Here is a 19,696-nt window from a genome sequence, read left to right on the forward strand (position 1 = left end):
AAGGGAATATTCGATGCCGAATATAGAACTGTGGATTATTACGATTTCCAGCGATCAACCGATCAATGAAATGGCCACGCGCCTCAGCGAGGAAGGGCTGACCATCAAGGATATCCTTGAAGAGATCGGCTGCATTACCGGTTCGGCTGATAATGTCACCGTCGAGCGACTAAAAAAGATCCAAGGCGTGGTAGATATTGCGCCTGATATTCAAATCGATATGGGGCCGCCAGGCTCCGACAGTACTTGGTAAGCCTACTGATTTCAGAATAAGACCGAGGCGCAAGCCGACATGCCATAAGCCGTGATGTCATATTGGATAGCGCAAATTCCTGTTTCATTGGAGAAGTGACATGACAACGCCAGCAAAGAACACCGTTTGCCTTTGGTACGATGGTAGCGCAGAAGAAGCCGCACGCTTTTACGCTGATACTTTTCCTGATTCGTACGTTAGTGCTGTCCACCGTGCGCCGGAAGATTTTCCAGCGGGTAAGCAAGGGGATGTTTTAACCGTTGAGTTCACCCTGTTGGGTATTCCTTGCCTTGGGCTTAATGGCGGGCCTGCGATTACACACACTGAGGCTTTTTCGTTTCAGGTCTCAACCAATGATCAAGCTGAAACGGATCGCTATTGGAAAGCGATTATTGACAACGGTGGTCAAGAAAGCGCGTGTGGCTGGTGTAAAGATAAATGGGGCTTGTCTTGGCAAATAACGCCCGCCATTCTGATGAAAGCGATTACCGATCCTGATCCTGTGGCCGCTAAGCGCGCGTTCGATGCAATGATGCAGATGAGAAAAATCGACATCGCTGCAATTGAGGCGGCGCTACTCGGTTGAAGCAACTGGAATACGCACTCATATGCTTGTTTGTATGGGGGCTGCGTTATTTATCTTAATTCCCCAGCAAGCAGGTATGGCTGGATCGGAGATAAGTCTGGTATCAAATGAGGCTGAGTCGCTATAGAAGGGATTACTAAGACCATGGATGAAACGGAGTCCTTGAAGCGAGCGATTAATGAGAAGGTGGAGCTCTTCCCATTCGAATCAGCGTGGCTACCCATGGAGAGGTGATGATGTCCGCCTATGCAGTTGCTCTTATCCGAGAAACCCGATTCGATCCCGAGATTAAACAATATTTAGAAGGCATTGATGCAACGCTCGCTCCATTCTCGGGCAAATACCTCGTGCATGGTGGGCCATACACCCCTCTTGAGGGGGCGTGGGTGGGCGATATGGTTGTCATTGAGTTTCCTTCCATGGAACAAGCACAAGGGTGGTATGACTCGACTGCTTATAAAGCGATCCGCCCGATGCGTACCCGGCATACAGAGGGCGATGTGCTTTTAGTCCAAGGCGTACCAGATGGGCATAAAGGAGCGGATATCCTGGGGTAACGATAGCCGCTCCTCATGCTACAGCCTGTTGACGGTAAAAGGTCATCTACTGCATTTAGGCCGGTTGAGGTGATGGCGCGCTTTTCAGCGCCACCTGGAGCTCATTTACGAGCGTTTCGACTTTCCGTATCGCGCCAGTAATCGACTTGGCCAATACCTCACCGCCCACTTCCTGTCCTTCGATCGCGATGTAGTGAACGCGAGTGATGCCGATAAACGCCAGCGCAGTGGCCAAGTGTGGTTCAAGGTGGTTCATATGGGCCATTTCTTCACCTGGTGCCATATTCACGCCGCCTCTAGCCGTGAGCACAACGGCATGCCTTTCTCGGTCTGTGAGCTTGGGTATGTAAGGGTCTATCGGGTTGGTGTCATCGAACTCCACTGTTCGTCCGGGGCGAACTATCTGGTCGATCCACGCCTTGAGGGCGGCAGGCATGCCGAAGTTGTAGAGCGGCGTACCGATCACCACCACGTCCGCGGCAATCAGTTCATCAATCAATTGGTCACTTTCCGCCAGGGCGTCTTTCATCCACTCTTCTCGTTGTGCTTCCGGCTTAAACGCTGATGCAATCCAGTCGTGGTTGAGAAATGAGGGCGGGTGTTGACCTATATCTCGATAAGTGACCGTGTCTTGAGGACGCCGTGCTTGCCACTGGCCGGTGAAGTGGTGGGTCAGATGGCGGCTGTGGGAGCCGTGATTGTCGGTTCCCGCAATACCGGGGCGAGCGCTAGCGTTTATGTGCAGAATATGAGACATGGGAAACTCCAGTTTTGAGATTAACTCATCTATAATTAACAACGGGCTTAGCGTAGGCCCTGCTTAATAGCCCAAACAAACGATTTTTTCTTCCTGTAATAGATGAGTAAAACTCATTCATGAGCAATCGACGATTACCCTCACTTTCGGCACTTCGTGCCTTTGAAGCGGCTGCCCGCCATGAAAGTGCCAAGCAGGCGGCACTAGAGCTCTCGGTTACCCCTACCGCGATTAGCCACCAAATTCGTGGGCTTGAGGAGGCGCTAGGCATTGCGCTGTTTGTGCGCAAGCCCAGGCAACTTGAACTTACTCCGCGCGGGCGGGAGCTTCAGCAGGTGTTGGAAGCCTCGTTCGACAATATTAGTCATACCATCGAGCGTCTGAGTGCCATGCCGGAACGCCGGGGCATTACCCTGACGACTACCCCTGTTGTGGCAGTACGCTGGCTGCTGCCTTGGGTTTGCTTGCTACGTGACTCCCATCCAGACATTGACCTGCGCATTCATGCCTCCCATGAACCTGTTGCACTGGATGGGGTTACTGCCGATCTCGCCATTCGCCATGGTGATGGACGCTGGCCAGGGTTAGTCGCTGAGAAGTTGTTTGATACCACGTTGATCCCAACCTGCAGCCCTCAACTTGTTCAGCACGTTAAAGGAGATTTCACGAAGTATCCGCTGATTCACTTTCGTCCTCAGGGCATATTAATCTCGCCAATGGATTGGGTTGGCTATCAAAAAGTAGCGCAGATACCGGGGTTGAGTATTGGCGCCGGGCTGGCTTTTTCTGATGAAAGCCACGCTATCTCAGCGGCCGTTGGTGGTCAGGGTGTGATGCTGATGAGTCGTCAACTGATAGAGGATGAGTTGGCCGAAGGACGCCTAGTGCAACCCTTTGGTCCCGAACTAAATGATCGCGCCTTTTTTCTGGTCTATCCGGAGAACCGCCGGAACGATCCAACAATTCTGGCTATTCGGGAATGGGTACTGGCAGTGCCAGGCGTGCAATCTAAGCAGTAAGCATGTTGTTTAACCCAGTTTTATACCGTTATATTGAAATCTTGTATATCAAGGTTGTGACCTTTCCCCCAAAACTAACACCAAGGACGCAGCTGCTTATTACATGCGTAGCCCTATCAGCAAACGGCAGGCAGCTAATTCGGTCGTAGGGAACATCACGCGGAGTATGGAAAGTGCTTTGGCCAACGAATGGGATGTAAAGCCGTACCATAGGAATTACAACCTTCCGCAGTCCTCACTGAGTCGTGTCATTTTCAATATGATTCTGGGCACTGACGACGGCGGATTGGATTACCGATTTGCCGACGTTTTTGAAAAGCGTGGCCTTTACGAGCAGAGTGTTTGAGCAAGAGTTAATATTGCTCCAGGCGTCCTTGTGTTGCACACAGGACGCCAACCATCTAAACATTGAAATAACCGCGTTATGCAGTTAGTGCCGTGCTACTTTTTTCTAGCTGTTTTTCTTTTTCGCATCGGCTTCTTGCCCATTCCACGTAGAGCCGAAAAATCACCGACTTCTACTTCAGCAATTAGCGCTTTCAGGCCATCAGTGAGGGGCTGCATAAACTGCCCGTAACGCATCCGCTTCTCGCTAATGGCTTCAAGCTGAGACTCCCAATGTGCGGTCATATCAGGAACAACCATTCGTTTAGGCAGGCTGTTAACTAGGTGCTTTCCTGCCTCTGTCGAGTGGATTTCCTTACCTTTCTTGGTTAAAAACTGTCGTTTAAACAATAACTCGATGATCCCTGCACGGGTGGCTTCCGTGCCGAGTCCGTCTGTATCCCTAAGCACTTTTTTGATTTCTGGGTCTGATACGTATCTCGCTATTCCCGTCATGGCGGAGAGTAAAGTTGCATCCGTGAAACGTTTCGGGGGGCTGGTTTGTTTCTCGTCCATTTTGCCGTCGATGCAGGTAACAGGATCTCCAGACTTCACGTTGGGAAGATCCACCGACGAAAATTCAGCGTCTTGCTTTGGGGTCTTTTGAGTTGGCAGCAGCGCCTTCCAGCCGTTAGCAATAACGGATTTCTGTTTGGCGATGAACAATCCGCCTTCCACCTCGCTGTCGATTTGGTGCTCTGCATACTCAAACGGTGGGTAAAACTGCATCAAGTACTGGCGGGCAACTAGCTCGTAGATATTCTTCTCATCCTGAGATAAGCGATCACCAGGCACTGCTCTGGACGTTGGAATAATTGCGTGGTGAGCACCTACCTTGGCATCGTTCCACGCCTTACTCTTCAGGTCGAGGTCAGCTTTTCGAACGCTGTCGGAAAGCGTCGCCGACGTTTTGGCTATCGACTGAGCCACTGTTTGACGTTCAGCGTAATGGCCTTTGGGTAAATACCGACAGTCTGACCGGGGGTAGGTGATCAGTTTATGACGTTCATATAACTGTTGGCATATGTCCAGAGTCTTCTGGGCGTTTAAGTTGAAGCGCTTTGATGCATCAATTTGCAGTGATGAAAGGCTATAGGGCAGGGGAGCAGGCTGTTTTTTCTTGTCACGTTTAACTGCGATGACGTTGCCTGCCTTTCCGACTACCTTTTGCAGAACGACTTCGGCAAGCTTGCGTAAAAGCACGCGGCCTTCCTCGTCCATGTAAGGCTCGCAAGCAGTACTCGGCTTCCATTTTGCTGTAAAAGACTCACCAGCCACTGTCTGAAGCGTTATAAAGACCTCATAAAATGGTTTGGTGATAAAGCTTTCGATTTCTTGGTCTCGGTGAACGACCAATCCCAATACAGGCGTCTGCACTCGGCCAATCGACAAAACGCCGTTATATCCAGCGCTTTGGCCAAGCAGGGTGCAAAGGCGAGTCATATTAATACCATAGAGCCAATCGGCCCTTGCCCTTGCCAGGGCTGATGTTGCTAACGGTATGAAGTCAGTATTCTTGCGAAGATCACTCAGTGCCTTCTGGATAGCAGCAGGGTTCATATCGTTGACGAGACAGCGCAATGTGGCTTCGCGTTTTGTCTTATTTACACCTGAATAGTTGATTACTTCATCGACCAGGATCTGACCGACGCGATCAGGGTCACCCATATTGACCAGTTGGTCGGCTTCTTTGATCAATTTTTTGACGGCATTAAACTGCGAGCGGGTTTGGCTTTTAACTTGATGTTTCCACTCGACCGGAATAATTGGCAGGTGCTCTTTTTTCCACTTTTTGTACTCAGGGTCATAAGCGTCTGGCTCAGCCTGTTCCAGTAAGTGACCAATACACCAGGTTACAACATCGCCATTAGCCACCCTGATAAACCCATCACCTTTCTGATGAGGTTTGGGAAGCACATCTGCAACTGCGCGCCCGACACTCGGCTTTTCTGCAATATAAAGAATCAAGAATGTTTCCCTCGACTGAATCCAATCTATGGTAGCAGACGCGTTGTCGCTGCGGCGATGTTAGCCTTCGTGATAAACTATGCCGCTTTTGAACAGTGGAGACGGCAATGCTGGCGGTATGGGTCGATCAGCTGCTGGGATTTGCCTCCGGGGCACTCTCGGCAATCAGGCAGCAAGAACACTATCCGGATTTCATGACCTGGGTGCGCGCCAAAGGTGCGGACGCCTTTGAGGGCGATGTAGCCATGGCCCAGGCGCTGGCGCCAGTACTGTGGTCGCAAACGCCGCTGGAACGGCTCGATTTTGCCTGCGAGCCCCTCGCCACGCCAGGGCGGAACGAACCATGCTGGTGCGACTCCGGGCGCAAATTTAAGCGGTGCTGTTATCAGGTCGAGTTTCCTACCGACATCCCCGAACAAATGATGTGGATGCTCTCGCTGCGCGAATGGAAGGGTGCCGCCCTGAAAGCCGCGTTGGTTAGCCAGCAAGCACCGGCTCAAGCGCTGCTGGAAGCCGGGTTGATCGCCGCTGAAAGTGGCCAGACGGGTCGTGCTATGCAAATCCTCGAATCGCTGTTCGATGGCAGCGACTGGTCTCGGCTGCCCGAGCAGGCTGAGCCCGCCTTTGAACTCCTGCTGGATATTTATCAAGAGCGCGGCTTTAGCCGTAAACGCGCCGACCTACTTGATGATGTGATGGAGCGTGGGCCGCTGTTTCTGCGCGGCGTTGCCCTTGAGCGGCTGTGTTTGATGCACCTGGATAACGACGACTTGGATAGCGCCCGCGGCGCCTTTGTTAAAGCCCAGCAGGCGCTGCCCGATTCGCCTACGCTGGCCTACATTGAAGCCATGCTGCTGCTGCATGAAGGCCATGAGCAGGAAGCCAAAGAGCGTGCCAACTTCTGGTATCGCCGCCTGGTTCGGCAGGGCGAACTGGACGAAGATCAGCTGGATTTTTTGGCCGCGCTAGCGGATAACCCCGGCGCGACGCTTGCCGACCAGCTGCTCAGCGCAGAAGAGGATTTGGCTACGCCGCTGGTTGCGCTGCAATCACTGTTAGCCGCACTGCCCACCGCCCCCAAAATCGATGTTAGCGCTGACCCCGCAAACGGGCGGTTGCTTTACCACTCAAGCGCCCGTGAAGCGACCCTGTTTGCTGCTTGGCATGAGCAGTTTCAGGTGCTAGTGGACGAAGACGTAGCGCTGGGCTTTCGCGATGATCCCTGGGGCAACGCTATTGAGTGGATGTCGGCACTCTGCGCGCATCCCGAGTGGCTGGACGCGCCTCAGGTCGTGCAAGACTTAACGCTGGCCCTCACTAGCCGCTTTGGCAGCCTGCCGTGGATGGCGCCGAGCCTGCTAGAGCCGCTGGCGCTGCGCCTTTCGCGCTGGTTGGAGCAAGCCCGCGCCGAAGGTGACGGCAACCTGTGCTGGGACGATGCCAATAACGCCATGCTGCTGCGCACCGGCCTGGCATTGGTGGTCGGCATGGAACGCGGTGCACGCCAGCACTCTCGCGAGTTGGCCGAAGAGCTGCTGCTGATCGACCAGGAAGATAGCTTGGGCCTGCGCGAGCTGGTGCTGGATCAGCTGCTGCGCGATGATCGCAATGAAGAAGCGCTGGTGCTAGCGAAAGAGAGTGACGACGACGGCTCGCTGGTACTTGGGTTGCTAATGGGTAAAGTCCTGGCGCTCTATCGATTAGAGCAGCGTGAGGCCGCTGAGCGCGCGCTGGGCGATGTGCTGGGCCATAACCGCCATGCGTTAGAGCTGATTTGTGCTGAAAGCCCGCGGCCCTCTATGCCCCACCCGGATGGCCAGGTAGACCCTGGCTCCCGTGCGGAAGCGTGGCAGTACCGCACGCTGATGCGCGATCAGTGGCGCACGACGCCAGGCGCGTTGGACTGGCTAGAAGCACACCGCTAGTCTAAATCTTCACTGGTCTAAGCCTCCAAGCCTGTTTAGGCAGGCTTGGGGGTTGGCACTAACTGCTTGTCTCGGCTGATCCAGGCCGCCAGCAAAATAGCCGGTAAGCCGAGCAGGGTTGCGATAACAAAAAAGCTTGGGTAGCCCTGCGCGTTAACGACCAGCCCGCCAAAGCCGCTTAAAAATTTCCCCGGTAGCGTCATTAATGACGAGAACAGCGCGTACTGCGTCGCGGTGTAGGCGCGTGATGTGAGGCTGGAGAGAAAAGCGATAAACACTGCGCTGGCTAAGCCGTTGGCAAGGTTGTCACCAATAATCGTCACCACTAGCATGGGGAGCTGATTGCCCACTAAGGCAAGCACAGCGAACAGTAAATTGGTGACCATCACCAATCCCGCACCGAAAATCAGCAGCGGCCCAATGCCGTAGCGCGCCACGCAAAGCCCGCCTAAAATCCCCCCGGTAATGCTCATCGCAATGCCGAATATATTGGTCACGCTAGCAATCTCTGCCAGTGAAAACCCCAGGTCGATGTATAGCGGGTTGGCCATAGACGCCATGGCTAAATCGCTAATTCTAAACACTGCAATAAATACCAAAATCCACAGCGCTTTCACCCCGTAGCGGCTAAAGAAATCGGTAAATGGGCAGACCAGCGCACCAATGCTCCAGGCACCCAGGCGGCGTAAGATTTTGGGCTTGCCCCGGCTGGCGCGAATAAACGCGCGCACTTTGGGTTCGTGAATAAGCTGAATGGACAGCGAGGCACGTTTGGGCTCCGGGCGTACTAACACGGTAAGCACGCCAATGCTCATTAGTGCCGCCATACTTAGATAAGCCACATCCCAAGAGGCAGACGCCGCGATATACAGCGCTCCGGCACCGGCGGAGAGTAGACCGCCGCGATAGCCAATAATATAGGTCGAGGCCATGGCCGCCTGAACATCGTCATCGGCGGACTCAATACGGTAGGCGTCGATGGCAATATCCTGGGTCGCCGAGCCAAAGGCCACCAGCAGTGCAAACAGGGCCACCCAACCGAGGTTGCCCACCGGGCTCAAACCCGCGAGTCCCACTAGCCCCGCAGCAATGGTCGCTTGAGCCAATAGCATCCAGCCACGGCGTTGCCCAAAGGCGCGGGTCAAAATCGGTAGCGCTAGCCGGTCCACCACCGGCGCCCAGAAAAATTTGATTGAGTAGAGCATGCCGATCCAGGCAAAAAAGCCAATCGCCGCCACCTCAACGCCATCGCTGCGCAGCCAGGCCGAGAGCGTTGAAAACACCAGCAGAAATGGCAGGCCAGCGGAAAACCCCAAAAACAGCATGGTAATAACGGGCGCACGACAATAAACAGCCAGCGCTGCAAGCCAACTGCGCTGGGGGGTGGGACTTAACATTAAACGCTACTCCTGGTGGAAAGACGCTGGCAATGGCCAAGTGGTAAACTGAGGCAGTGTTCTATCACAAAGTTCTATCACAAAGTTCTATTACAAAGCCGACAGCTTACCGGAGAGGAGTTTTCCATGTCGATTACGGCGCATCAGGTCGTTACCTTGCACTATGTCCTTAGCGACGTGCTCAACGATGGCAGCAAGCAAGTATTGGATGATTCCCATGCGCGCAATAAGCCGCTCGAGTACCTACACGGCCACGACAATATCGTGCCGGGGTTGGAGAGAGCGCTAGCGGGCCAGACAGACGGGGCCGAGTTAAGCGTTCAATTGATGCCTGCCGATGCCTACGGCGTGCGCAACGAAGACCTGGTTCAAGACGTCAGCCGCGGCTCTTTTGGCGGGGCTGAGTTGACGCCTGGCAGCCGCTTTCAAACCGAAGGCGAAGCCGGCCCGCAAATTGTCACGGTACTGGAAGTCAATGGCGACCGGGTTACCGTCGATACCAACCACCCCCTGGCGGGGCGCACACTAAATTATAAAGTAGCCATTTTAGACGTACGCGAAGCCACTCGTGCAGAGCTGGCCAAAGGCCATCCGTTACCGCCAGGTACTGAACACAGCAAAGTTGAAGACCGTAAAGTTCTGTAGCGTCGAAACACAGCAGATAACGCCTAAAAATTGACCCCAGTCAATTTCCTGTTTAACTACCTGCCTATGCCCCTCGTCATTTGATCTAGGTCAGTATTCTCCCGCCGTTGAGTGGCTAGTATGAACGCATACATCACGGCGGGGGGAATCACCATGTATTGGGATGACACAGTTATTTTCGGTTTAGTGACCGTCGCGTTAATGATCGTTTTTATGCTGGGCTGGGTGGGGTTTGTAATTCGTGATCATCTACGTAAAGACGAACGCAAAAAATAGCCGCCCTAGCTTTTTGTAAACCTTGTCAGGGGAGGAGGTTTGCTAGCTTATCTTGACTAGCGTAGTGAGCCTTCTGTTGCCAGCCTATAGTGGGCTGGCTTTTTTTGGGGTGTAAAAAGTGAGCAGATCATCAATACATTGTGCGTTGGAGTTGTGCAAAAAGAGTAAACAATAGGGAAAGCGGCCTGATTGAGTGGCGCTCTGGCTAGACAGTGGTTAAATTGAACACTCAGGAAACAGTGTTCGATAACCGCGGAGAAAAGCAATGAGCCCTCAAGATGAAGCGTCCACGTTATTAAAGCAGCGTCGATCCCGTCGGCAGGTATTGGCTAGCTTAGGTTTAGGGGCGGCTGCTCTGTATGTAGCCCCAACACTGCTATCGATGGGGCAAGCCGAAGCCCAAGGGCACAGCCGTTCAAGACCCAGTCGTTCAAGGCCCAGCCACTCTCGACCAAGCTATTCAAGACCCCGCTATTCTCGCCCTAACTACTCGCGCCCCCGTTACTCTAGGCCTGATTATTCACGCCACCGTTACTCGCGCTCGTCTAATCCTCGCCATTGGAATTCGCGCCCCCAGAGGCATCACGAACGTTCTCGTTGGGAGCGCGATGGTGTCATTGAGCTGCGTATCAGCCGCCTACTTCCGCACCGTTGGTGAGAGCAACGATGACAAACTCTGACGCTGTGGTGGCCGATTATGCGTTACCTGGGATTGGCCCTTGTCTTCGCTTAGTGGATGCGCAGCCGCTGTTGCCAGTCCTTCAAGCGGCAATACCGGGCTGGACGTTAACCCAGTCCCCGCTTCAGCCGACCCCGCCTGAGATCTGCGTTTGGCAACAAGAAGAAGGGTTTTGGCAGCAGGCACCTGCATTGTCGCAAGGCATGTGGCTTGAGACGCCAGTGAGCACTGCGTGCAGTGTTATTGCGGATCTGTCAGGGGCGTATTTACGGCGAAACCCCGACTATATTGGGCTGCACTGTGGGGCCGTTGAGATAGATGGCCAGTTGGTGATTTTCCCTGAATCCCACCGAGCCGGTAAAAGCACCCTTACTTGCGCGTTTGCTGCAGCTGGTTATCGCGTATTTGGCGATGATGTGGTGGCGCTAACGCCAGAAGGAAAAGGCGTGGCGCTCGGTGTTGCCCCACGGCTGCGCCTGCCGCTTCCCACCGCCATTGCTAGGGAGTTTCACGACTTTAGCCACCGCTACAAAGGGCCATTTGATGGCCGGTATAGTTATTTAGCGCTGGATAAAACGCTGCTCGCCAGCCACGGGGAGCAGTGCCCGGTAGGTGCCATTCTTTTAATTGACCGTGATAACAGTGTTACCAGCCCCCAACTGACTCCGCTGCAGCATGGGGAGGGTTTATGGCTACTGTTAAAGCAGAACTTCGCCGATACGCTTTCCGACCAGGAGCTGCTTGCCAAATTCTGGCCCCTGGTGCAGCGCATGCCCTGTTTTCTGTTGCGTTACTCAGATGCCTATCAAGCGGCAGCGTTTGTGGGCCGAGAGCTCAAAGGCGCACTCCACGCCCAGCCATCAACGTATACGTCACCTTCACTGCCAGCGGCAATCTCTCCAGCCGCTGCGCTTGAAAGAAGCGATCAACGCTATTGGCGTGCGCGCCAAACAGCTCATGAGTACCCGCTCGGCGACGAGCTATTTGTGATTACTGAAGAGGGCGGCACCATTCACCGTATGAATGTGACCAGTCGTGCGGTGTGGGCGTTACTGCAACATGAAGCGATGAATGTTGAAGAGCTAAGCCAAACGCTGGTGGCGTTTTTTATGCCCGTCTCCCTTGAGCAAGTCCGCAGAGATATGGCTGAGCTACTTGGTCAGTTCTGGGCTACGGGTTTAGTCGAGCCTGCGACAACAAAGTAACGCGATTAACGCGGCGCAGACGCACGCCAGGTATCTCGCCAGGCATGCATGACCCGCTCCGGGTACCAGGTTTTCCCTAAGCTGCCGTTATAGCGGGCCAGCGCCCGAGTAAAGTCGCCATTTTCGATCGCCAAATAGTGCGCCAAAATCGTACAGCCATAGCGCAGATTGCGCGGCGGGTGGGTTAAATCGTCAATCGGCAGGCCAAGCTCACTGACCCAAAAAGGCATGATTTGCATCAGGCCGACCGCGCCCGCGGAGGAGATCGCATCGGCTTTAAAGGCGCTCTCTACCTGAATCAACGCTAGCACCAAATCCGGCGGTAAGCCTGCCAGCCTAGCTTCTTGATAGATGCGGGTTAGCAGTAGTTGGCGCTGCGTGGCATCAGCCATAAAACGCGCTAGTGGCGTGTCCATACGTTCACGCCACTGACGCGCTACCCACTGTTGTTGGGGCGTTTGATGCTGCTGATTAGCGGCTTCAAGGGTAGGGCGCAGGGTTGGGGGTAGCGGCTGAGCCGCAACGGGGCTTGTCGCTATAAACCCTGCACCGCTCAGCAACACCCCGCTAAGCGTTACTACCTTAGCTAGCTTTCTCACGCAAAAAGTCGATGATTTGATCCGCAGGTACCATGGTGGCTTCGCTATCTCGGCGACCTTTATATTCCAGTTCGCCGTTGTCCAGGCCGCGGTCGCCGATCACTAGGCGGTGCGGAACGCCCATCAGTTCCAAATCGGCAAACTTAACGCCGGGGCGGGTATCGCGATCGTCCAACAAGACGTCTAAACCAGCCGCGCTCAGCGCTTGGTAAAGACGTTCAGACTCTTCGCGAACACGCTGGGATTTGTGCGCGTTCATGGGTACCAGCGCCACCTGGAATGGGGCAATGGCGTTGGGCCAGATAATGCCCGAGTCGTCATGGTTTTGTTCAATGGCTGCGGCAACCACACGGGTCACACCGATGCCGTAACAGCCCATCCATGGGTGGCTGGTTTTGCCATTGTCGCCCAGCACGTTAGCGTTCATGGCCTGGGAGTACTTTTGGCCAAGCTGGAAAACGTGGCCGACCTCAATCCCGCGCTTGATAGAGAGCGTGCCCTGGCCATCGGGAGAGGGGTCGCCTTCCACTACATTGCGCAGGTCAGCCACGTCGGGCAGGGCTACGTCGCGCTCCCAGTTAATGCCGAAGTAGTGTTTATCATCCACGTTGGCGCCGGCGCCGAAGTCGCTCATCAACGCCACGCTGCGGTCAATAATTACCGGCATTTTCAAGCCTACCGGGCCAAGTGAGCCGGGGCCTGCGCCAACCACGGCGCGAATCTCTTCTTCATTGGCCATGGCTAGCGGCGCGGCGACTTGGGGTAGGTTTTCCGCTTTTACCTCGTTCAGCTCATGATCGCCGCGCACCAGTAGTGCGATCAAGCCGCCTTCGGCTGCGTGAACCATCAAGGTTTTAACCGTTTTTTCAATCGGCAGCTCGAACTGCTCAACCAGCGTCGCGATGGTTTTGGCGTCAGGAGTATCAACCAGGCGCAACTCTTCGCTGGGCTCAGCGCGGGCAGCCTGGCTGCCAAGCGGCGCGGGCAACGCTTCGGCTTTTTCCATATTGGCCGCGTAATCCGAAGAGTTGGAGAACACGATATCGTCCTCGCCAGAGTCTGCGAGCACGTGGAATTCGTGGGAGCCGGTGCCACCGATGGAGCCGTTGTCGGCAATTACCGGGCGAAAGTTAAGCCCTAAACGCGTGAAGATACGCGTGTAGGCGTCGTACATATCCTGGTAAGTCTGCTTCAGCGAGTCTTCATCCAGGTGGAAGGAGTAAGCATCCTTCATGATGAACTCACGCGAGCGCATCACCCCAAAACGTGGACGAATCTCGTCGCGGAATTTGGTTTGGATCTGGTAGAAATTGACCGGCAACTGCTTGTAACTGGCGATCTCTTTACGCACCAGATCGGTGATAACTTCTTCGTGGGTTGGGCCAACGCAGTAGTCGCGGTCGTGGCGATCTTTAAGGCGTAAAAGCTCAGGGCCGTACTGCTCCCAACGGCCAGACTCCTGCCAAAGTTCGGCGGGCTGCACGGCGGGCATGAGTACCTCTTGAGCACCGGCGCGGTTCATCTCCTCACGCACAATGGCTTCCACTTTACGTAGCGTGCGCAGGCCCAGTGGCAGCCAGGTGTAAAGCCCCGAGGTTAAGCGTCGAATCATCCCAGCGCGGAGCATTAGCTGGTGGCTAATGACTTCGGCGTCAGCCGGGGTTTCTTTTAGAGTGGCAATCAGTAATTGGCTGGCGCGCATGGGCGTGAGCATTCCTTAGTTCTTGATAAAAGTTCTTGATAAAAGTGCTTATAAGCGTTGGATGCTGGCATTGTACGGCCTAGCGGTGAAAGCGGCAAAATAGTCCTTATCGCCAAATCATCTATGCTTTGAGATGGCTGTGCTAAACTTATCGGGTTTTATAGCGCGATAGTCGGCAAAAAACGCAAGCGAAATACGCTATATCGACGATTATCGTTACTTTTTTGTTTGAGGAAATCTTCATGCATCAAGCAGTTCGTCGCTGGTTGGCTGGTGCCGTAATTGGCGTTTCTATTGTGTCATTAAGTGGTTGCGGTACGCTTTTTCATCCGGAGCGAAAAGGCCAGTTAAGCGGTGATATTGATCCGGCTATCGCTATCGCCAATGGGGTGGGTTTGCTGTTCTTTATCGTACCCGGAGTGATTGCTTACGCCGTGGATTTCTCTAATGGCACCATCTACCTGCCGGGCCACAGCAGCGCCTCAGTCGATGTTCACCACTTATACGATACTATGGATGTTGCTTCCCTCGAAAAATTGCTCTCTGAGAAAGCCGGTCAGCCGGTGAGTTTAGAGAGTGAGCTGGTCATGATCGAAGAGATGGGCAGCCTGGACGAAGCGTTGGCCATGGTACGTATGTCTGGCGTACTGGATGAAGAGAAGCTTTCAGCAATGTAAGGTTACGCTGAAAAAGAAAACCCAGCTCGGCTGTATGCCGGGCTGGGTTTTTTTATGCTCGCCGATAGCGCTTGAGTTTAAGCATACTGGGCGGGGTTAGGCACACTAGGAAAGAGCCCGCCGGGGGTTAAGCGTGTGTCCCAGGGGTTGGCCGAGTGAGGCTTGGGTGAAGGAGTCTGAGGGTAGGCAAGCGTTGCCCGACGTGCAAAAAACCACGCACCGGATTATTTGTCTTGAACTGTGTGTGCCTGAGCGCGGAGCCAGCTAATCTCTTCAGCCCATATTTCGGGTTCGACGGTTTCTAAAATCATCGGAATGGCGTTAATCCGCGGCTCTTGCATGATGGTGGTGAAAGCGGGCAGGCCGATGTTGCCTTTACCCAGGCTATGGTGACGATCCACGCGGCTGGCAAAGTTACTTTTAGCATCGTTTAAGTGCATCCCGCGCAGGTACTCAAACCCCACCACCTTACCGAGCTCATCCAGGGTTGCTTGGGTCGCCTCTGCGCTGCGTAAATCATAGCCCGCCGCAAAGGCGTGGCAGGTATCAATGCAAACGCCGACACGGTTTTGGTCATCGACGTGGGCGATAATTTCAGCTAAGTGTTCGAAGCGCCAGCCTAGGTTGGTACCTTGCCCTGCGGTGTTTTCAATCACTGCAGTAACGCTTTTAGTATGCGTTAGCGCTTCATTAACGGATTCAGCAATGCGCTTTAAACAGTCGCTTTCGCTGATTTTGTTCAAGTGGCTGCCGGGGTGGAAATTAAGTAGCGTCAGCCCCAGTTGCTCGCAGCGCTGCATCTCATCTAAAAAGGCGTCGCGGGATTTGCGTAGGCCTTCCTGTTCGGGATGACCGAGATTAATTAAGTAGCTGTCGTGGGGCAAAATCTGCTCAGGTACGAAGTGGTGTTCACTGCAGGCGTCACGAAATGCTTGAATTGCTTCATCAGTCAGCGGTTTACCCTGCCACTGGCGCTGATTTTTAGTGAACAGAGCAAAGGCGTCAGCGCCGATTTCTACCGCACGCTGCACGGCTTGATCGGCGCCACCGGCGGCGCTTACATGGGCTCCTAGGTACTTCACACTAGACTCCTTGTCATTTTCTGGCAGCTCAATTCACACTGATTAATGGCTATTTAAAAAGCGCTTGAACGCGGCGGGCTCGTCAGTAATGACGCTGGCGATTCCCCATTTCCAACGGCTATGAAAGGCACTGGGGTCATTGGCGGTATAGCACAAAATTTGATAGCCATCGCGCTGCATTGCGTCGGCTTGGGAACGTTTCAAGCGCGGCCAGTCAGGGTGAACGCTAAAAGCCTCAATGGCCTCGCACTGCGCTTGCCAGGTTTTGGGTACGCTACCAAACAGTACGCCAAGGGCTAACCGCTCTTTATCTGCAAATTGGCGACAGTGGTGGAGGGCGCTGGGATTAAATGAAGAAATGATTAAACGCTCCGCAGGCAGCGTATCCAGCATTTCCGGCAAGGCGCGCTCAACCAGTGCAATTGGGTCGCGGCCTTTGTTGACCTTGATCTCCATATTAACGCCCATCTTTAGCTCGTTAAGCAGCGCCAGCATGGCCTCCAAACTGGCCATTTTCTCGCCTGCAAAGCTATCGCCAAACCAACTGCCTGCATCCAGTGTTTGCGCTGTCGCCCAGCTCATTGAGGCTAATTCGCCACGCACATTTGAGCAGCGCGCCACATCGCTGTCGTGCCAAATCACCGGCGTACCGTCGCCGAGTAGCTGTACATCCAACTCAACCCATGTGGCGCCGGCTTGATGGGCAGCGCGCACTGCCGCTAAGGTGTTTTCGGGGGCTGCAGCGGAGTAACCGCGATGAGCAATCAGCGTGGGTAGTTCGATTGCGGGATGCGTCATGACAAATCTCTACGCCTGAGACGAAATTAAGTTGGCTAAGTCTAGCATGGCTGCATGACAGCGGGATTTCACTATGCAGCGTTAAAGTTCGTCAAAGTCCGCTAGCGTGCTAGCTTGATTTATCGCTCGCGACGCGCTTGTATAGCGGCACCAGTTGTCTTGTCTATCTGTACAAACCCAACAATGAATGAAAGGAAACCCTAATGTCCAAGCGTATCCAATTTGCCCAGACCGGTGGTTCCGAGGTGCTTGAACTAGTCGACGTGGCCCCCGCTGAACCCGGTCAGGGCGAAGTGCGTATTGCCAATAAAGCTGTTGGCCTCAATTTTATTGATATCTATTTTCGTACCGGGCTTTATCCTGCACCCGCTATGCCTTCTGGCCTTGGCACCGAAGGCGCCGGTGTGGTCGATGCTGTCGGCGCTGGCGTGACGCACTTAAGCGTAGGTGATCGCGTCGCTTATGCCCAAGGGCCTTTGGGCGCCTATGCAGAGCTGCATACTTTGCCCGCAGCGAAAGTGGTCAAGCTACCTGACTTCGTGGATTTTGATACCGCAGCGGCCAGTATGCTCAAGGGGCTTACCGTGCAGTATCTGCTGCGCCAAACCTATGAACTAAAAGGTGGCGAAACCATTCTGTTTCACGCCGCCGCCGGTGGGGTGGGTTCGATTGCCTGCCAGTGGGCAAAGTCACTAGGCGTTAAGCTGATCGGTACTGTGAGCTCACAGGAAAAAGCGGATCTAGCCATGGCCAACGGCGCCTGGGCGACGATCAACTACAGCGAAGAAAACGTGGCCGAGCGCGTGCGTGAGCTCACCAACGGCGACATGTGCGATGTGGTCTATGACTCGGTGGGTAAAGACACCTGGGAAATATCGTTGGACTGCCTAAAAACACGTGGGCTAATGGTTAGCTTTGGCAACGCCTCCGGGCCAGTCGATGGGGTTAATATCGGCATTCTTAACCAGAAGGGCGCACTCTACGTGACTCGCCCCAGTCTCAATGGCTATGCCGATACCCGCGAGCGGTTGGAGACGATGTGCGAAGAGTTCTTCGCCATGATTGAAAGCGGTAAAGTTAACATCGATATCGCCAATCGCTACCCGTTGGCAGAAGCGGGCAAAGCCCAAAACGCGCTGCAAAGCCGCAAAACCACGGGTTCTACTATTCTGTTGCCATAGCGGGTTTGATGGCCCTTTTGCCATCGCTGATAGGGGCGCCACTCAGGCGGCGGCAAGGGAGTAGGAAAAGGATGTCGATTGAAAACTTAGCAATAGCGCCCAGTACGCTGGTGTTTATCGTGCTTGGGCTAACGCTTGCCGCGTTTATCTGGGGGCGATTTCGCTATGATTTGGTGGCGCTGGCGGCCTTGCTGGGTTCGGTCATGTTGGGGCTTGTACCAGCCGAAGGCGCTTTTGCAGGCTTTGGCCACCCGGCGGTGATTACCGTCGCCGCCGTGCTGGTGCTAAGTCGTGGGTTTGAGCGTTCCGGCGTGGTCGATATTATTGCCAACCAAGTGCTGAAGGTTGGTGAAAACCTGCTGCTGCAGCTTTTGGTGCTAGTGGGTACCGTCTTACTGCTCTCAGGGGTTATGAATAACGTGGGCGCCTTGGCCCTGTTGCTACCAGTGGCTATGCGCTTGGCCCGTGAGCACAACACTTCGCCCTCGTTACTGCTGATGCCGCTTGCGTTTGGTTCTTTACTTGGCGGCCTGACAACGTTGATCGGCACCCCGCCTAATATCATTATTTCCAGCTATCGAAGAGAGGTGACCGGTGAGGCGTTTAGTATGTTCAGCTTTGCTCCGGTCGGCATCGCGGTGGCGTCGGCCGGTTTGGCGTTTATTGTCCTGATTGGTTGGCGCCTGACCCCCAAGCGTAGTGGGCAAGCCTCTACCGATGAGATGTTTGATACCGCCAACTATTTGGTTGAGCTCAAAGTAGGCGAAGAGTCGAAAGCCAAAGGCTTAACGCTGCAGCAGTTGTACGACGAGCTGGATGAAACGATCCCCGTTTTGGCGGTGGTCCGCGATGACAATCGCCGTGCTGGCTATAACTTTCACGGAGCCTTGGAAGAGGGTGATATTCTGCTGTTAGAAGCGGGCCCCGATGAGCTGCAATTGCTGGAAGACAAAGTGGGGCTTAGCGCCATTGCTGAATTGGAGGAAGAGCCGGAGGAAGAGTTAGAGGAAGAACCGACAGAAGAGTCACAAGCGAAAGACACTGATACTGCCAATAAGAAAGAGGCCGCGCATGATCGCCAGCCGGTGGATACCGAAGGCCTGCAGCTAATTGAAGCCGTGGTGCGCAATGATTCGATGATGATTAATCGCAGCGTACGCCAGCTTCGCTTGAACCATCAATTTGGACTGCACTTGGTGGCTGTCGCGCGTGATGGCGGCCGTTTGAAGCAGCGGTTACGCGATATTCGTTTTAAAAATGGCGATGTATTACTCCTACAGGGCAGTGAAAACGAGCTATCGGAAAGCCTTGCCTCACTGGGCTGCCTGCCGCTTGCTAAACGTGAGCTGCACCTGGGTCAGCCACGTAAACTGGTAATGTCGCTTGCCATTTTTGCCCTGGCGATTGTGGCTATGCTGTTTGATTTACTCCCCGCTGCCGTCGCTATGAGCACCGCCGCGTTGATTTCCCTGCTGATTGGCGTGCTGCCATTGCGCGAAGGCTATCAAGCCATAGACGGCCCCATCATCGTGCTACTGGCGGCGATGATCCCCGTGGGTGAGGCATTAGAAACCAGTGGTGGCGCAGATTTAATTGCCAACGGGTTGCTGCACTTTGGCAGCGAGTGGCCGGTAGTCATCACTATGGTCGGGCTGTTTGTGCTCTCCATGCTGCTCTCTAATGTGGTTAACAATGCGGCGGCGGCACTGCTGATGGCGCCTATTGCGGTGAGTTTAGCCAACGGTTTTGACGTATCGCTTGACCCCTTCTTAATGGTGGTGGCCGTGAGTGCTTCCTGTGCATTTTTAACGCCGATTGGCCATCAGTCGAATACCTTGGTACTAGGCCCTGGCGGTTACCGGTTTGGCGACTATTGGAAGTTAGGGCTACCGCTTTCGCTAGTGGTTGTGGCGGTGGCTATTCCGCTTATTCTTTTAGTGTGGCCGCTTTAAGCAGCGCTGCAACTGCCCGGTCTGTCGGTTAGGTAGCTATCTAATTGCGCCATG

At 54.2% G+C, this 19,696-nt stretch carries 18 protein-coding genes; 11 read left to right on the top strand and 7 right to left on the bottom strand.

Going from position 1 to position 19,696, the window contains the following annotated elements; all coding sequences use genetic code 11:
- The first annotated feature begins 13 nt into the window (after nucleotides 1–13).
- The 3 genes from ACQE2I_RS07785 to ACQE2I_RS07795 all read left to right on the top strand — a co-directional run bounded on the left by ACQE2I_RS07785 (nucleotide 14) and on the right by ACQE2I_RS07795 (nucleotide 1,396).
- The gene (locus tag ACQE2I_RS07785; RefSeq protein ID WP_427031014.1) at nucleotides 14–253 is read left to right on the top strand and encodes a hypothetical protein; all 240 of its coding nucleotides are present in this window, start codon (nucleotides 14–16) and stop codon (nucleotides 251–253) included.
- Between the two features lie 100 nt (nucleotides 254–353).
- Entirely contained in the window at nucleotides 354–839 is a 486-nt protein-coding gene (locus ACQE2I_RS07790; RefSeq protein ID WP_427031015.1) for a VOC family protein, read from the top strand.
- A 233-nt stretch (nucleotides 840–1,072) separates the two neighbouring features.
- Nucleotides 1,073–1,396 carry a DUF1330 domain-containing protein gene (locus tag ACQE2I_RS07795; RefSeq protein WP_427031016.1) on the top strand — a complete coding sequence of 108 codons (324 nt, stop codon included), beginning with the start codon at nucleotides 1,073–1,075 and terminating at the stop codon, nucleotides 1,394–1,396.
- A 55-nt stretch (nucleotides 1,397–1,451) separates the two neighbouring features.
- Here the strand turns inward: ACQE2I_RS07795 and ACQE2I_RS07800 are convergent, their stop codons facing one another.
- The gene (locus tag ACQE2I_RS07800; protein ID WP_427031017.1) at nucleotides 1,452–2,153 is read right to left on the bottom strand and encodes an FMN-dependent NADH-azoreductase; all 702 of its coding nucleotides are present in this window, start codon (nucleotides 2,151–2,153) and stop codon (nucleotides 1,452–1,454) included.
- A 119-nt stretch (nucleotides 2,154–2,272) separates the two neighbouring features.
- On the opposite strand from ACQE2I_RS07800, the gene ACQE2I_RS07805 reads away from it, so the two are divergent.
- Nucleotides 2,273–3,172 carry a LysR substrate-binding domain-containing protein gene (locus tag ACQE2I_RS07805; protein ID WP_427031018.1) on the top strand — a complete coding sequence of 300 codons (900 nt, stop codon included), beginning with the start codon at nucleotides 2,273–2,275 and terminating at the stop codon, nucleotides 3,170–3,172.
- 441 nt (nucleotides 3,173–3,613) lie between these two features.
- Here the strand turns inward: ACQE2I_RS07805 and ACQE2I_RS07810 are convergent, their stop codons facing one another.
- Nucleotides 3,614–5,524 carry a DNA topoisomerase III gene (locus ACQE2I_RS07810; RefSeq protein ID WP_427031020.1) on the bottom strand — a complete coding sequence of 637 codons (1,911 nt, stop codon included), beginning with the start codon at nucleotides 5,522–5,524 and terminating at the stop codon, nucleotides 3,614–3,616.
- Nucleotides 5,525–5,631: 107 nt separating this feature from the next.
- On the opposite strand from ACQE2I_RS07810, the gene ACQE2I_RS07815 reads away from it, so the two are divergent.
- On the top strand, nucleotides 5,632–7,449 hold the full coding sequence (locus ACQE2I_RS07815) for an SEC-C metal-binding domain-containing protein (RefSeq protein WP_427031022.1): 1,818 nt from the start codon (nucleotides 5,632–5,634) through the stop codon (nucleotides 7,447–7,449).
- A 35-nt stretch (nucleotides 7,450–7,484) separates the two neighbouring features.
- Here the strand turns inward: ACQE2I_RS07815 and ACQE2I_RS07820 are convergent, their stop codons facing one another.
- Nucleotides 7,485–8,846 (bottom strand): AmpG family muropeptide MFS transporter, encoded by a 1,362-nt coding sequence (locus tag ACQE2I_RS07820; protein WP_427031023.1) that lies wholly within the window; start codon nucleotides 8,844–8,846, stop codon nucleotides 7,485–7,487.
- Between the two features lie 126 nt (nucleotides 8,847–8,972).
- Between ACQE2I_RS07820 and ACQE2I_RS07825 the strand changes: the two genes are divergently transcribed.
- The 3 genes from ACQE2I_RS07825 to ACQE2I_RS07835 all read left to right on the top strand — a co-directional run bounded on the left by ACQE2I_RS07825 (nucleotide 8,973) and on the right by ACQE2I_RS07835 (nucleotide 11,651).
- Nucleotides 8,973–9,491: an FKBP-type peptidyl-prolyl cis-trans isomerase gene (locus tag ACQE2I_RS07825; protein WP_427031025.1), complete on the top strand. Its 519-nt coding sequence runs from the start codon at nucleotides 8,973–8,975 to the stop codon at nucleotides 9,489–9,491.
- 120 nt (nucleotides 9,492–9,611) lie between these two features.
- Nucleotides 9,612–9,767 (top strand): cytochrome c oxidase subunit CcoM, encoded by a 156-nt coding sequence (ccoM, locus tag ACQE2I_RS07830; RefSeq protein WP_427031026.1) that lies wholly within the window; start codon nucleotides 9,612–9,614, stop codon nucleotides 9,765–9,767.
- Between the two features lie 666 nt (nucleotides 9,768–10,433).
- Nucleotides 10,434–11,651, top strand: coding sequence for a PqqD family peptide modification chaperone (locus ACQE2I_RS07835; RefSeq protein ID WP_427031027.1), 1,218 nt, complete (start codon nucleotides 10,434–10,436; stop codon nucleotides 11,649–11,651).
- Nucleotides 11,652–11,656: 5 nt separating this feature from the next.
- On the opposite strand, the gene ACQE2I_RS07840 is transcribed toward ACQE2I_RS07835, so the two are convergent.
- Both ACQE2I_RS07840 and ACQE2I_RS07845 read right to left on the bottom strand, forming a co-directional pair.
- Nucleotides 11,657–12,250: a transglycosylase SLT domain-containing protein gene (locus tag ACQE2I_RS07840; protein WP_427031029.1), complete on the bottom strand. Its 594-nt coding sequence runs from the start codon at nucleotides 12,248–12,250 to the stop codon at nucleotides 11,657–11,659.
- Nucleotides 12,234–13,952, bottom strand: coding sequence for a proline--tRNA ligase (locus ACQE2I_RS07845; protein ID WP_427031410.1), 1,719 nt, complete (start codon nucleotides 13,950–13,952; stop codon nucleotides 12,234–12,236). The genes ACQE2I_RS07840 and ACQE2I_RS07845 overlap by 17 nt, the downstream gene beginning before the upstream one ends.
- A 242-nt stretch (nucleotides 13,953–14,194) precedes the next feature.
- Here ACQE2I_RS07845 and ACQE2I_RS07850 point away from each other — a divergent pair, with 242 nt between their 5' ends.
- The gene (locus tag ACQE2I_RS07850) at nucleotides 14,195–14,629 is read left to right on the top strand and encodes a hypothetical protein (protein ID WP_427031031.1); all 435 of its coding nucleotides are present in this window, start codon (nucleotides 14,195–14,197) and stop codon (nucleotides 14,627–14,629) included.
- 224 nt (nucleotides 14,630–14,853) lie between these two features.
- On the opposite strand, the gene nfo is transcribed toward ACQE2I_RS07850, so the two are convergent.
- Nucleotides 14,854–15,711: a deoxyribonuclease IV gene (gene nfo / locus ACQE2I_RS07855; RefSeq protein ID WP_427031033.1), complete on the bottom strand. Its 858-nt coding sequence runs from the start codon at nucleotides 15,709–15,711 to the stop codon at nucleotides 14,854–14,856.
- 42 nt (nucleotides 15,712–15,753) lie between these two features.
- Nucleotides 15,754–16,509 (bottom strand): glycerophosphodiester phosphodiesterase family protein, encoded by a 756-nt coding sequence (locus ACQE2I_RS07860; RefSeq protein WP_427031036.1) that lies wholly within the window; start codon nucleotides 16,507–16,509, stop codon nucleotides 15,754–15,756.
- A gap of 203 nt (nucleotides 16,510–16,712) precedes the next feature.
- Between ACQE2I_RS07860 and ACQE2I_RS07865 the strand changes: the two genes are divergently transcribed.
- Nucleotides 16,713–17,690: an NADPH:quinone reductase gene (locus ACQE2I_RS07865; RefSeq protein WP_427031037.1), complete on the top strand. Its 978-nt coding sequence runs from the start codon at nucleotides 16,713–16,715 to the stop codon at nucleotides 17,688–17,690.
- Between the two features lie 71 nt (nucleotides 17,691–17,761).
- Entirely contained in the window at nucleotides 17,762–19,642 is a 1,881-nt protein-coding gene (locus ACQE2I_RS07870; protein ID WP_427031038.1) for an SLC13 family permease, read from the top strand.
- The last annotated feature ends 54 nt before the right edge of the window (nucleotides 19,643–19,696 follow it).

This window comes from Halomonas sp. H2 (assembly GCF_050215315.1).
Taxonomy (GTDB): Bacteria; Pseudomonadota; Gammaproteobacteria; order Pseudomonadales; family Halomonadaceae; genus Vreelandella.

Excerpts from the sequence above, each read along its gene's own strand:
- ACQE2I_RS07845 (WP_427031410.1), bottom strand. The coding sequence starts at position 13,952 with ATGCGCGCCAGCCAATTACTGATTGCCACTCTAAAAGAAACCCCGGCT.
- ACQE2I_RS07800 (WP_427031017.1), bottom strand. The coding sequence starts at position 2,153 with ATGTCTCATATTCTGCACATAAACGCTAGCGCTCGCCCCGGTATTGCG.
- ACQE2I_RS07825 (WP_427031025.1), top strand. The coding sequence starts at position 8,973 with ATGTCGATTACGGCGCATCAGGTCGTTACCTTGCACTATGTCCTTAGC.
- ACQE2I_RS07835 (WP_427031027.1), top strand. The coding sequence starts at position 10,434 with ATGACAAACTCTGACGCTGTGGTGGCCGATTATGCGTTACCTGGGATT.
- ACQE2I_RS07790 (WP_427031015.1), top strand. The coding sequence starts at position 354 with ATGACAACGCCAGCAAAGAACACCGTTTGCCTTTGGTACGATGGTAGC.
- ACQE2I_RS07860 (WP_427031036.1), bottom strand. The coding sequence starts at position 16,509 with ATGACGCATCCCGCAATCGAACTACCCACGCTGATTGCTCATCGCGGT.
- ACQE2I_RS07820 (WP_427031023.1), bottom strand. The coding sequence starts at position 8,846 with ATGTTAAGTCCCACCCCCCAGCGCAGTTGGCTTGCAGCGCTGGCTGTT.
- ACQE2I_RS07870 (WP_427031038.1), top strand. The coding sequence starts at position 17,762 with ATGTCGATTGAAAACTTAGCAATAGCGCCCAGTACGCTGGTGTTTATC.
- ACQE2I_RS07815 (WP_427031022.1), top strand. The coding sequence starts at position 5,632 with ATGCTGGCGGTATGGGTCGATCAGCTGCTGGGATTTGCCTCCGGGGCA.
- ccoM (WP_427031026.1), top strand. The coding sequence starts at position 9,612 with ATGAACGCATACATCACGGCGGGGGGAATCACCATGTATTGGGATGAC.
- ACQE2I_RS07805 (WP_427031018.1), top strand. The coding sequence starts at position 2,273 with ATGAGCAATCGACGATTACCCTCACTTTCGGCACTTCGTGCCTTTGAA.
- ACQE2I_RS07785 (WP_427031014.1), top strand. The coding sequence starts at position 14 with ATGCCGAATATAGAACTGTGGATTATTACGATTTCCAGCGATCAACCG.
- ACQE2I_RS07850 (WP_427031031.1), top strand. The coding sequence starts at position 14,195 with ATGCATCAAGCAGTTCGTCGCTGGTTGGCTGGTGCCGTAATTGGCGTT.
- ACQE2I_RS07795 (WP_427031016.1), top strand. The coding sequence starts at position 1,073 with ATGATGTCCGCCTATGCAGTTGCTCTTATCCGAGAAACCCGATTCGAT.
- ACQE2I_RS07865 (WP_427031037.1), top strand. The coding sequence starts at position 16,713 with ATGTCCAAGCGTATCCAATTTGCCCAGACCGGTGGTTCCGAGGTGCTT.